The organism is Algibacter sp. Ld11 (assembly GCF_045066735.1).
Taxonomy (GTDB): Bacteria; Bacteroidota; Bacteroidia; order Flavobacteriales; family Flavobacteriaceae; genus Algibacter.
The window spans coordinates 61225-75648 of the sequence record NZ_JBISHH010000026.1 but is presented as its reverse complement, the minus strand read 5'-3'; the positions used below and the strand labels follow the sequence as shown (position 1 = coordinate 75648).

The following is a 14424-nucleotide window of genomic DNA, read 5'->3' as shown; positions in this document are numbered from 1 at the left end:
TCAGCTAATAAACAAAATAACATTGTAGTTCACATAAAAGTTTTCTACAATGTTATTTTTATTCTTATGAAGTTACTTTAATATTCTTAAAAGAACACCTTATTTAGCTAACTCTATTTTAACAACAGAAACCGTAGCATCTGGCGCCAACATTGGCACATCTAAAAGAACTTCTCTAGAGGTTGTTAATGCATTTAACTCGGTATTAGGACTTGCTAATAAAGTTGCTTTTTTAACTTTAACATCTTTATGAAGCTTTAATACACCATCTTTTGGCCATTCGAAAACATGGGCATAAAGTACATTATCCTTAATAGTGTATCGTCCCCATTTTGGTTTTTCATATGGGCTAGAAGAAGCTCCATAAAGCGATTCTCCATTTATTTTTGTCCATTGTCCCATAGCGTTTAAACGACGGATACTTTCTGCTGGAAATCTTCCGAAACCATCAGGACCGATATTTAATAAAAAGTTACCGCCTTTAGAAACAATATCTACCAATTTATGAATTAAATCTTCGCTACTTTTCCATTTATTATCGGAAGGCTTGTAACCCCAAGTTCCATTCATGGTCATACATGCTTCCCAATCAGAATCGATACCTGTATCAGGAATTTCCTGTTCGGGAGTACCGAAGTCTCCAGCAAACTGGCCTGGCTTATTATTCATACCATCCATTCCTGTTCTTCCTTTGTCAACTCTATTATTTACAATAGTATTTGGTTGAATGTCGCGTATAAAACTATAAAGTTCCTTACCCATTTCTGTGGTATAATCTGAAATCCAATCACCATCAAACCAAACCACACCTATATCTCCGTATTTGGTTAATAACTCTTTTACTTGAGGTTTCATGTAATTTTTAAAATACTGCGGAAATTCTGGATTTACAACCGAAGGATCATCATGCTGTGCAATATTATAATTTGGATACAAGTTACCTTGTGCTTGGGGATGATGCCAATCTACAATAGAATAGTATAAACAAAACTTAATATCTTGCTTTTTACAAGCTTCGGATAGCTCTTTTACGATATCACGCTTAAAAGGTGATGTATCCATAACATCATAATCTGATACTTTAGAATCCCATAATCCAAAACCTTCATGATGTTTAGAGGTTAGTACAATATACTTCATCCCTGCATTTTTAGCCATACTTACCCAAGCATCAGCATCAAACAAAACAGGATTAAACATTTCTGGAAATTTCTCATAATCCTCAACGGTATAATCTAATTTATCCATGGCCCATTCGGCACCACCACCAGCAATTTTAGTTCCGCGTTCGCCACCAATTATAGAATATGCTCCCCAGTGGATAAACATTCCAAATTTAGAATCGCGCCACCATTCCATACGTTCATCATCGGACAGTTTTTTCTTGCTAGAGCTCTGTGCAAAACCTACATTAGCGTTTAAAGCAACCACCAAGGCCACTAATATTATTTTCTTTAAAGTTTTCATTTTTTATTTATTTAGCGTTAATTGTTATTTTTTTTCTGATTTATATGCATTTAAACTGTTTTGCATTTCATTTACAATTTTTGGATATTGGTTATACAAATTATGAGTCTGTGAAATATCTTCTTCAAGGTTATAAAGTTGTCCTATTGGTGCATCCTTCTTTATTTTACCATTTTTAATATCACTATTAATTTCTCCGGCAAAAGTTATTGCGGCGGGGCCTCCAAAACCATGTGCACTTTGTTTATTCGAAGTAAAACCACCACCACCTTGTGCTCCAATATATAGCCATTTACCTCTGCGTAAAGTAAGGTGTGATTTTCTTTTTGCCGCTAGCAACAATTCATTTCTTAATTGTTTATCGGTTTGACCGGTAATTGCTGCCAACATATTTTTACTATCCTTCCCTTGGCCATCTTCAAGTTCTTGTCCTGTAAGCCCTGAAAAAGTGGCTAACATATCAACATTACAAATCAACTGATTAGAAACTTGGGATGCTTTTATTTTATTTGGCCAATGTGCAATAAATGGAATACGATGGCCTCCTTCCCAAGCATCAAACTTAAAACCTAATAAATCACCATTCAATCGGTGTCCGTCTTTCCATGCTTCTTGCCCTGTGGCATTAAACATACCTCCATTATCACTAGTAAATATTACTAAGGTGTTTTCTGCTACTCCCATGTCTTCAAGCGTTTGCATAACTTCTCCAACAATCCAATCTAATTCATGAACAAAATCACCATACAAACCACTATCACTTGTTCCTATAAATTGTGGAGCTGGTGTAAAAGGATGGTGAATATTGGTTGCGGCAAAATACATAAAGAAAGGAGTTTCTTTTTGCGATTTCATCCAACTCAGAGCTTTATCTTTTAAATGAGTTCCTACTTGATCATCCACATATAAGGCATGTGCTTTTTCTGCGCCTCCAATAGCACCTAAATGCATTTTTTCAAAAATCTCTTTAGTTTTTGCTTTTTGTCCATATACAAACGGATCATCTTCTGCAAACCCCACAACATTATGGTTTTCAACATATACAAAAGGCGGATGACTATTTACAACAGGTACACCATAATAGTAATCAAAACCAAGTTCGTTAGGTCCAGGAGTTAATGGTTTATTCCAATCTACAGGCTCAGTTTCCCCAAAACCAAGATGCCACTTTCCAACACAAGCCGTGGCATAACCGGCTTTTTTTAGTACGGAAGCTATTGTTTCTTTTTGAGTATCAATGACTAACTTATTTTTGAGAAATATAGGGCTACTTAAATTTCCGTGTCTTGCAGGATACTCTCCAGTAAGTAATGCATAACGCGATGGTGTACAAACTGCCGATGCAGCATGTGCATCAGTAAACATTCTCCCCTCTTTAGCTAATTTATCGATATTTGGGGTATGAAGCTTTGTAGCCCCGTAACAGCTTAAATCTCCATAACCAAGATCATCTGCATTAATTAAAACAATGTTAGGAAACTCTTGTTTTTCTTGACAAGAAATAGACGATTGGCTCAAAAGTGAGATTAAGCAAATTAGTGTAGAAAAAATCTTTTGAAACATAATTATTCTTCTTAATGATTCTTATTCTCTTATATAGTGTGGACTCCCTTTAAGCCATTAGTAGTCTTTATATTGATATTTTTTGATAATTCTTCTTTATTGGTCAGTGGGTTCCAAAGTGCTGGTTGACTGGTTTTATTTAACTCTTTCCAACGCGCTAACATGCTTTGCACACGTGCTGATTCGGTCATAGATAAATCATATATATTTGGAGTAAGGATATCTTTACAACCATTATACCCAACATCAGCATAACCCAAATCGTCTGCCATGATTACTATGATATTAGGTCTCTCAATTTGTTTAAAATTCTGAGAATAGCTATTTGCAACAAAGGCAAAAGAAACAACAAACCATAAAAATATTCTTGTATTTTTGTACATCATTTATTTTGTATGAATAGTTATTTTCTTTTCTGATTGATTTCTCATAATTAACAAATCCATTTTATCAGATTTATTTTCGACATTTACTTTAAAAAAGTCTTTAACCGTTTTTATTTTTTTACCTGCAGCTTTAAGAATAACATCTCCTTTTTTAAGGCCGTTATTTTTAACAGCCGGACTATTATTCCACACACGTAATAAAATAACACCTTCTGCTGTGTTTAACCCATAAGCCGATTGCTCTTGTTCCGACTCCACATTTTTAAGTTCATTACGCAACCAAGCAACTGTGGCATTTTTATTTTCTTCGGAAGGACTCTTTATTTTTGGGATTTCTGGTGTTTTAGCAAGTTTTTTAAGTGCTTCTTTTTGAACTCCAAATTTATCCATCTGGAAATTTTTAAAACCAATTTTTAAAGCAGGAGAATCTTCAGAAACTGAAAAATCCAAAGTCTCAGGACTTTTAAACATAGGATTACCAAAATCACTATGCATGTCTCTATTATAAATTTGAGATTTCATCATAGATTCTTCATTAGGAAAAAAGTTATAATCTAATTCTTTTCCCCAACCTAACAAACCAACATCTTGATACGCTTTTTGTACAATATTATGCTTAAAAACATCTTCACTTTTCTCGAACCAAACGTGCGGATGTAATGAGTTGTTTACCATAATATTATTCTCTGCAACACGATTAAAACCTTCTCGTAACTTCAATCCACTATTTAAAAGTAAATTATTATAAATATGATAATTCGATGAGCCATCGTCTAAATCGATATCCCAACCATGATCACAACGAAAACGATTATTTCTAATAATGGTTGTTTTAATAGCATCCCACTTATACATATCCGGAATAGCTGTAGTAAGACTATCCATTTTACCACGCTTTGGCAACCAAAAACGATCGCGACCCCATGAGTTAAACGAGCCATGATCGCTAGTTTCTAAAACGGTATTGAAGACATCGTTAAACTCTAAAATATGGCCACCCCAAGTACCATCGCCAATATTAATGCCAGCTCTTGGTACATCGTAAATACTGTTTCGACTTACAGTAATATCCATAGCCATAGAAATTTGCACACCAGCTGTTTGCTTTTCAATACGTCCAATTCTATGTATTAGGTTATTATCTACTAAACATTCTCGAGGATACAATTCGCCTTTTGGACCTATAACCGTATCCATATCTTTAAAATGTACAAATTGTCCATAATTAAATGATGGTGATCTTACTGCCGACGGATCTCCAACAAAAGACACAGCACTACCGCCGCAATTATAAATATGATTCCCTTCGACTACCAATTCTTTGTTATACTTGCTAGCCATAATAGCGTTACCTCCTAAATTAGTGAATACGCTATTTGTAACAGTACAATTTTCAGTGCCTTCAAAAAACACAACAGCACCTCTATAAATAGTCCAATCACTACGCAATAAAGGTTCGAATTCCTCCATGAATGTGCGTTGGGTGTTTTCAAAAGTAATATTACTAATACTTACGTTTTTTACTGGATTATCTAAACTACCAACAACCTGAATTAAGTCTTTTAACACAGCAACCTCTATATAATCTTTCTCTAAATCCACACCTTCCAAAGGCCAATAGTAGAGCTTATGAGTTTCTTTATCTAAAAACCATTCCCCTGGGCTATCTAACTCCTCAAATACGTTTTCTACCATTCGATATTCTTTGTGGTAACTAGAGCCTCTATTATTTTGTTGCCCACCTTTTAGAATAGCTTCTCCGTTAGCATCAACACCTATGATTTCGTAATGAAACCCTCCCCATCGGCCTTTATGCAGTGCATGAAAAAAGCCTCCTTTTGGATTTTTCCAAGATGCAACACGTGCTTTAGAAATTGCATCTGCAGCATAGCCTTGCCAATAATGTCCTTCTTCATTATAGTTAGGGTAGCGGGCTAAAATTTGAGAGTCTCTGTTAATAATTAATTGATCAAAATCTAATGCTTCGTCAACAAGAGTTACAAGAATATTTTCGTTGAATTTTTCCCATTTTGAATCTAAAACTACCGAACCTTTTATATGCACTTCCGAAGCATCACTACCAACAATTGATATTCCACTTAATTCAGAAGAAATCTCAATAGCTTTGCTTAAATAATAATCCCCAGGTAAAACGTTGATTATTATTTCTGAATTTGAATTTTCAGATTTTAATGTCTTTGCTTTATTAATAGCCTGACTAATACCTAAAAATGGTTGTGCTTTAGACCCATCATTACCAGAAGCACCATTAACTGATACATATAATTCAATAGGCCTAGAGATTGTAGTACAAGACAAGACAAGCGTTAATAGAAATGAAAGTGAAATGATTTTTTTCATAATTTATTTAAGTATTTTCAACACTAATATTGGTTGAAATTTGTTTTAATAGTTTTAGTTTTTATCAAAAATTATTTCGGCATTTTGATACCCTTTTTCTAATTTAAAAACCAACTGATCGTCTCGATTTCTATTTGTTGTTCCTTTTCTAGTGGTTACTAATTTACCATTTTTATAAAGGCGCAATTTTGCAGGCTTAGTACCTTTCACAAAAGGCATATTAATAGTTATAGCCTGATCGGTTTGAAATTTAAAACCAGTAGCTGTTTTTTCAATAGATAGCGTAAATGGCTTTCCAGCTGCAATAATATCCCAACCTTTATTTTCATATTTAATCATGCCTGAGAGAAACATAAAGTCTAACTTTTCTTCGGAATATCGCTCTATAGACAACAACCCTCTTTGAAAAAAATCGCCCTTTTCAATCACATCACCATCAAACGCATTTAAAACAATTTTATCAGTTATATTATGAGCTTGTTGAACGGTTATAACTTGAGTATTCGGATAGTTTTCTAATGAATCATAAGATACATTTTCGATAACATTATTATCACCATCCATATAAGGATTAAACACTACAGCAAACGGATTATCCCAAGCCGCTTCATTACGTTTCAAAATTAAAGTTGGCAAAGGCTTATCTAAAACTTCGGTTGGCGCCGTACCTTTTGACAAAGCATTCGATTTTGGCGATTTCAAACTATAAAACGTTTGGTTCTCGCTTCCTTTTATCCAGAGTTTCATGTAATTATTTGGCTGTTTTTCACTTTTTAATGTAAATAAACCCATAACATCATTTGATGTTTGAGTTTTAAACTTCTTAGTAAAAAAATCATAGGCTTTTAAATCGCCATTATCGGAACTCAAGTCACTAGTAGAACTTAGCTTTAAAGCACTACCTTTTTTATTAAAAAGGTCTAAAGACTGACCCAGGTTATGATATATGTATTCGTGCTTTTGTTTACCAGCATTTTGTTTTTTCGATCTAAACACATCTAGAATATATTTTTGCGAGGTATTCGATTTTATAATAGCTGTAAAACGTTGCTGATCGGACTTTGTTTTAGGCTCTACAAATGACACCTTAGAGAAGGTGATTTTATCGAAATTGGCGGCTTGTCCAGATTCAGGATAAGCATTATCTAAAACATATGGATTGTACGACCGCATATTATGGTAATCAGATTGTCCATCTACAACCACCGTGTTATGCGCAGGCATTCTAGCATAGTAATTCCTAAAAGTGGGATGCCAATAACTCGGGCCTTTACCAGAATCTGGTCCTAAAACATAATTATTGGCAAATAACTCAATAGAAATACCGTTAGCATGCGTGTGATTACCATAAGATGCCACTGTAGAAACCATTACTGCATCGTTGCCCTCACCCATTCTTTGATTAAACATGCTCACGTTTGGAGCGTAAAATGTTGACGAGGTTAAACCTTTTATACTCACATTTCCGGTACTTTCTTGTTTCAATTCATCGACATAGAAAAATAGCTCAAAAAAATCATTGGCTTCACGTTTATATAACTTCTCAGCAATCATTTGATTTAATAAACCAGAAATTAAAGCCTCTTTTTCTTTTAAGTTATACTTTCTGTAATTAGCTATTAAAAGCTCAAAATTTTCTGGAGGTAATATTTTATGATTTGCATCTCCAAAACCTACAGTATATCCAGAAGGAAATAAATATTGAAAGGATGCTAAAGCGGCTTTTTCAACTATAGGATAATTTAAAAACTCATTCTTATTGGTAGCCTGATCTAAAAGTGTAAATATGCGCTGCAGTGTTGTAATAACATGTACTGAATACGATGATGATTCTGGCCAAATTCCATTTTCATGATCGTAAACTAAAAGCGATTCTTTAATAGCCAATTGTCTATCTGTAGAGGTATTGAAGGTATGATCTAGAAAATACTCTTGCCCTTTCCCGTTGCTATAATTAGAATCACTTTCTAAAACTAAAGCTATGTAAGTTAAAAAACGAGCTTGAAATAAATTCCAGTTATTATCGGGAATACCCTTCTCTATTATTTGATCGCCCCATTTTTGAAATACAGACACCGAATGCTCTAAACTGGTATTATTTTCTTGAAAATAAGCATATAAAAAGTCGTAAGCAGTTACTAAGGACACAACAATTCCTTCATGAATCACCTCAAAAGTTGCTAGACCCGAAATATGTTGCTGAGTTGTTTTATTCAAATCGATAGGCGCATCACGATAATACATTCCATCCATATAGGTTAAAAACACTGGCGCAGCAAAATCGGCATATTTTTTATCGTTAGTAAGCCAGTATAAAAAAGCAGCATCTTGAGCTAAGTTCATTATTTGCTCATTCAACTTCTCTATAGCAAAACCGGCTTTCGATGGATGAATCCATTCTTTTTTTCCCGTTTCTTTATGCTCTAAATATAAACCTCGTGGATCATCAAAATAAGGTGTAACATCTTCTAATTTTGGACGCTTATAATCGGTTGCCCAATCGCGAGTACCCGAATAACGAACCGTAGCCACCGGAGCAGAACCTTCAGAGTGTGAAAAATCGCCAGCTTTTAAATAGACTTTATCATGCTTGGTATTCCAATTCATTTGTAGTCGAGATACTAACCAAGTTGGATCTTCTTCTACGTATTTAAGATACTTTTCAAGGTTATTCTTTTTCTTCTCTACTAAACTCTTTTTCCAACTTACAGTTTCTAAAGTATTTAAAAAATCAGCTTTTGCTTCGTTGTTAATATAAATTCTTGGATGCTCAGCAACTTGCGCCATTGCAGTAAGCGTTGCCGATAAAAAACAAATCGATATATATATTTTAATTACGCCTTTTTTCATTATTTATTTTATTTCAATGTGATATCCTGCAGGAAATTGTTTTTTCTTTATGGTTTTAGTTTGAATAAGTACCGGTTTATCTGAAGAGTAGAAATAGCTTCCATTTTCAAATTTCAAGTTAGCTGAAACTGGTTCGTTTACCGCTTCAATACTATAATCACTATTTTGAAGCAATTTACCTTTTCCTAAATATAAATATTCAAACGTTCCATTTTTTTCTGAAGCTATGGCAAAAGTTCCTTGAAATGTTAATGCTTTTGAAGGTTTAAAAACTTTGTGCTCCGTAGTACTCAAAATATATTGCGTGCTGTTTTTAGATACTACTTTTAAACTAACCAAATCTGTAAACTCGCCTACTTCTGAAATAGATTCGATAGATTTTTTATTGGTTTCATACGATTCAAAAACAGACACAAATGGATATTCTTTTCCATTAATTCCGTTTTGACGAATAATTAATGTTGGCGTAGTTTCTGGACTTTTATTGACTTGTCCTGGAGTAATATCGCTTCTTAAAGTGGTTGGTGGCGCATCTACAGCGTACAAAGTTCTCTTCTCTTGCCCCATCATCCACATATTAACATGTAAAGCAGGCGAAACATTATAAATGTCCCAAGTAGCATTAAAATCTTCTGTGAAATCTATCTTTTTTTGATTTTTGAAGAAGCTATAATTTTTATCGTATGCTGTACCTAAATCGTTAACCGATTTTAATTCTAAAGGCGAATTTGAAGCGTTTTTAAGTGTAACACGATTCCCTAAATTATGATGAATATAATCGTTGTCTTGTTGATTTGAACGAAACACATCCACATAATATCCTGTTGTTTCCGAAGTACGAATCATGGCAACTAAACGACGTTTTTCTTCAGCTGAAACATCGGAAAACGATACCTTACTGGAAGTTATATAACTGTTATACAAACTAGCTTCCGTATCTACCGATGGATCCATAGCATTGATAGTAATATCTCCAGAATTGTAACCAGGAACAATGGTATTAGACCCTGTGATACCACGATGATAACCAGCATCGGGAGACCAATACGATTCGTAAGCCGAAGCATCGGGTGATAATACCCAACCTTTGCCATAAAATTGCATCGCTAGTCCGTTTTTTGCTAAGTGCGACTGATAACGACCACCGTAAAGTGTAAACATTAATGCGTTATCTTCATCGTTTCCATTTTTCATGATAATATGTCTGTGAAATGGTGAATATGCGGTTTGATTAAAAGGTAAATCGCTTCCGGATTCTGGTAAAGGCTGATTGAAAACAATACCTGTCCAATCGGATGCCGTTCGATCATATTGCCCAGAAGCTATATTTTTTCGAATTACCGTTGCCATTTTTTTAGCCGTTTCAGTATCGCCTTCCCAAGTGGAATACGTTAACAAAGACTCAAAAGCCGACATGTTTGCAGGACCGCCACGCATATCTCCAAAAAGAACCAAATTACCACGCGCATCCAACCAGCCTAAATTAGCTAACGATGCTTTGCTAATTATTGGGTTATCTCCTAAGGTATTAATTCCCGATTTATACAGTTTAATTCCCATGTCTAAAACATAAGGAATCATTCCTGATGCATAGCCTGGAGATTCTGGCCATAAGCCGGTTGTTTTGTTATAATTTGCCATAATTTCTGGTAAACCTGCATAGTGGTCTCCAGATTTTTCAGTGTAAAACGGAATATAATAATCTCGCCCTTTGCCGTCTTCATAAAAGTTATTTGGCTCTAAAACAAGCATACTTCCTAATATGTTTTTATAGCGATTTACATTCCAATTTCCTTTTTTCCCACCTCTTACTAAACCAATTTCTATAAAACGTTTAAAAACAGTTCCTGCAACATCTACCGGTTTTTTATTAATGGTTTTTAAATGGGCATGCGGATGCTCATTTAAATAATCATAAAGAAAATCGTAAGTAATTGCCATAGGTATTTGCCTATCATCATGAATCACTTCATAATCGTAATACCCCATAATGCCTCCAGGTTCGTAACCTCCAGGTCCTTTTGTTGATTTTTCAGGATCTAAAGGTGGTTGCATGTAATACGTTCCTAACATCCAAGTCCAAAAAATATCAGATGAAAATTTTGCATATTTCTCCTCCTGAGTCAGATAATAAGCAAAAGCAGATTTTTCAGCTAGTTTTAATATTTCCATATTGTTTTGACGCACCATATGTCCTGTTTCTTTATATGGAATAAGAACAGGTGTTTTGTCTGCGCTAGAACGACTAATTCCTAACATATCACCTGTTTCATTGTAAGGCAGTCTGTCCTCTAATGGAACATTTAAATAGTCATTCCATCTTCGCATACCTGGTAAGCGTACCGTTGGAAGTGGTGCATTCCCTTCTCCATAATCCCAATCTTGACCTTTAATATAACATTGCGTATAATGTTGACCATCTTTCCAGTACATGGCCAGACGAGACACAATCCACTCTGGATCTGTAACATGACGATCTACATGAACATCAATTTCACTTAAAAGATTATTCCATGATGCTTTTGCCCAAGCTTCCGTTTCAATTTTCTTTAATAACTGTTCACGATCATTTTTATCAGCATATAATCTCGGGTGCTTTTCAGAATTTTGAGCACGTGTAAAAAACGTTACTAAAAGTAACCCTATTATAAATATTCGTTGTTTTTTAAAACTCATTTTAGTTTAAAACTTTTATTAGTGAAGTGGCACAGTTTCAATATCTGGGTTGTTTTTAGCTTCAAGGTATTTCTTTAATATCTCTTGATCTAATTGAGAGCTATCACCGTAATACTCGCGCATATCTTTAAGTTGTTGTTTTAATTTTACAACCACATCAGCATAAGCAGGATCGTCAATAACATTAGTCATTTCTTGAGGATCTTTTTTACGATCATACAGTTCCCATTCATCAACATCATAATAAAAATGCGCCAATTTGTAATCTTGAGTAATAATAGCATAATGCCTTTTTACCATATGAATTCCTGGGTATTCGTAATAGTGGTAATACACAGCATCTCTAGTCCATTCTTCATCGTTTCCTAATAACAAAGGAATTAAACTTTCACCTTGCATATCAGAAGGCGGAACAATGTGCGCTGCTTCTAAAATAGTTTGAGCAAAATCTAAATTCTGAACCATTTCGGTATTAGTCGTTCCCGGTGTAATTACGTTTGGCCATTTAATTAATAATGGTGTTTTAAAAGATTCATCGTAAACAAAACGTTTATCGAACCAACCGTGTTCTCCTAAGTAAAACCCTTGATCTGAGGTGTAAATAATAATGGTATTTTCATCTAAACCAGTATCCTCTAAATAATCTAACAAACGTCCCACATTTTCATCAACAGCCGCAATACATCCTAAATAATCTTGCATGTATCTTTGGTAGCGCCATTTCATTAATTCAGTATCGTTCATTTTTGGATATTGCTTTTTAAAGTCTTCCATCATTGGTCTGTAAACAGAATCCCAAACAGCTCTCTGCTCAGCATTCATAGCTCCAACTTCCCGCTCAAAAGCTTCCAAATCCCATCCAGACATATCTTTAATACCCAACTCTTTCATTATTTCTGGGTACATTTTAGAATCTCCAGCCCAGTTCATATGGGTTAATAAATTCATCTCTGCCGTTTTTGCTGCCGTTCCACGTCCTTCATAATCATCAAATAAGGTTTCTGGCTCTACAAAAGTTTTCTTGGTATATTCTTTAAAATGACGAGGTGCAGGCAACCACTCTCTATGTGGTGCTTTTTGCATAGAAAACATCAAAAATGGTTGTTCACTATCTTTATTCTCCTCTAGCCATTCTAAAGTCATATCCATAATAATATCGGTGACATAACCTTCAACCGTAATTTGACCATCATTGGTGTTAAAAATAGGATTGTAATAGCGGCCTTGACCTGGTAAAATCTTAAATTCATCAACGCCTTTTGGGTTGTTTCCGAAGTGTAATTTCCCAAACATGGCTGTTTTATAGCCAGCTTGTTGCATAATCTGTGGAAACGTTACTTGAGACTCATCAAACGGAAATACGTTATCCACTTTTCCATGAATATGCGTGTGCTTACCAGTTAAAATAGTTGCTCTAGACGGTGCACAAATGGAATTAGATACACAGGCATTAGTAAATTTAATACCTTCGTTTGCAATACGATCTATGTTTGGAGTTTGAATTAAACGATCGCTGTATGCACTAATAGCTTGATAGGCATGATCATCGGACATCATAAAAATAATGTTCGGACGTTTTGCTGGCAATTCTTTTTTAACGATAGCAACTTCTTTGTTTTCTTTCGATTTACAGGACACTATGCCTACTAAAAAGAAAACAGTTAAAAATTTTAAAATAGTTAGATTTTTCATAATTATATTATAATGATAATTTTTAATTAGATATTTAAAATAACAACGGCTAATGAATTACTTAGAATTTCAACTTTTATACCTTCGCCATTTTCTATTTGACACTCATAAGCCTGTGCTTTATCTTTAGTATTTTGAATAAGTATATAAATTTTTCCTTCGTACTTTATTGAAATTAAATCTGCTCTAGAAAAGTTAGCAATTCGTTTAGCTCCTGGCACCAAATACTGACTCATAAAACCAATAACAGCATAATCTGGATTATAAGTTACTTGTTTTGTATTTCGATCTATATTAATTAATGAATTTTGTTTCCAATCCCAACCGCTTTCGGTAGTTTCATTTAAAATCATATTCCAATAACAATAATTTGGTACACCTCTATTAATATAGTTAGCAATCTCTCTTAATCTGTTTGATGCTTGCCCCCAATTGTTTTTTCCATCATCACAGTTTCCTTCGGTATGCATTAAGTTGACTTCTGGAAAAACATCTTTGGTTTGCTGAATGTAAATTCCGCTGGTATATTGAATACCTATGCCATCATACAAGTTTCTATAATCTTCATTAGCTGCAATTTCAAGAGCATCTAATCGTCCATAAGATCTAAAGGTTCCTGCCCAAATTTCAGTGTCGATATTATCTTTTTCAAACTGTGGACGTAAATAAGATTTTACTAATGTATTCATTTGAGCTACCGACATATCATTTGAAGGATATTTAGTGTTGGCATCATTTTCATTTTGAATAATTAAGCGATCAATATCAATTCCTTTTTTAGCATAGGCTTGGATATATTTTGAAAAGTATAAGGCATAAGCTTCATAAATTTTAGGATCATCTTTTAATTGGTTCTTCTCAGGAAATTCTTCACCTCTATCCATTAAACCTGAATACTTCATCCATGCCGGTGGACTCCAAGGCGAGGCAAATAATTTCAAATCTGGATTGGCTTTAAATGCTTTTTGAAGATATGGAATAACCGTAGTTTCCTCACGTTTAATTGAAAAATGCTTCATTTTAAAATCGTCTGCTTTTTCAGCATAACTATACGCATCAATTCCAAAATCACTAGCTCCTACCGCTGTTCTATTGAAAACAAGTGCAGCACCTTGGTTTAAACCAAAAAGATTCGTAATAACTTGATCTTGTAATTCTTGCGGAAGCGACATCAAGGCTTCTCCTCCAATTTCGTTAAAAGCACCACCAAAACCTTCCAATGTTTGAAACTCAACATTTGGATATAATTTTATTTTATTCTTTCGATGGATAGATGCTTCTATATCCTGTTCTACTGTTTTATTTATAATAATTTTCCCATTTGGTACATCTCCCGATAGTTTAATAGCATGTACTTCTACATTATTTTGAGACCATACGATACCCATTGATAACAAACAGAAAAGAAGTATTAATGACTTTTTCATAA

8 protein-coding genes are annotated in these 14424 nt (G+C 34.3%); all 8 read right to left on the bottom strand.

What is annotated here, in order from left to right; all coding sequences use genetic code 11:
* Window positions 1–99 precede the first annotated feature (99 nt).
* The 8 genes from ACJJV4_RS17095 to ACJJV4_RS17060 are packed head-to-tail and all read right to left on the bottom strand — an operon-like array spanning window position 100 to window position 14422.
* The gene (locus ACJJV4_RS17095) at window positions 100–1467 is read right to left on the bottom strand and encodes an alpha-L-fucosidase (protein WP_405296608.1); all 1368 of its coding nucleotides are present in this window, start codon (window positions 1465–1467) and stop codon (window positions 100–102) included.
* Between the two features lie 24 nt (window positions 1468–1491).
* On the bottom strand, window positions 1492–3030 hold the full coding sequence (locus ACJJV4_RS17090; protein ID WP_405296607.1) for an arylsulfatase: 1539 nt from the start codon (window positions 3028–3030) through the stop codon (window positions 1492–1494).
* Window positions 3031–3059: 29 nt separating this feature from the next.
* Window positions 3060–3416 (bottom strand): hypothetical protein, encoded by a 357-nt coding sequence (locus ACJJV4_RS17085; protein ID WP_405296606.1) that lies wholly within the window; start codon window positions 3414–3416, stop codon window positions 3060–3062.
* Window positions 3417–5777, bottom strand: a complete 2361-nt coding sequence (locus ACJJV4_RS17080) for a PDZ domain-containing protein (RefSeq protein ID WP_405296605.1) — start codon at window positions 5775–5777, stop codon at window positions 3417–3419.
* A 54-nt stretch (window positions 5778–5831) separates the two neighbouring features.
* Window positions 5832–8627, bottom strand: a complete 2796-nt coding sequence (locus tag ACJJV4_RS17075; protein ID WP_405296604.1) for a heparinase II/III family protein — start codon at window positions 8625–8627, stop codon at window positions 5832–5834.
* Between the two features lie 3 nt (window positions 8628–8630).
* Window positions 8631–11303, bottom strand: coding sequence for a hypothetical protein (locus ACJJV4_RS17070; RefSeq protein WP_405296603.1), 2673 nt, complete (start codon window positions 11301–11303; stop codon window positions 8631–8633).
* Window positions 11304–11321: 18 nt separating this feature from the next.
* Window positions 11322–12995: a sulfatase gene (locus ACJJV4_RS17065; RefSeq protein ID WP_405296602.1), complete on the bottom strand. Its 1674-nt coding sequence runs from the start codon at window positions 12993–12995 to the stop codon at window positions 11322–11324.
* Window positions 12996–13021: 26 nt separating this feature from the next.
* Window positions 13022–14422 (bottom strand): glycoside hydrolase family 30 protein, encoded by a 1401-nt coding sequence (locus tag ACJJV4_RS17060; protein ID WP_405296601.1) that lies wholly within the window; start codon window positions 14420–14422, stop codon window positions 13022–13024.
* Between the last annotated feature and the right edge of the window lie 2 nt (window positions 14423–14424).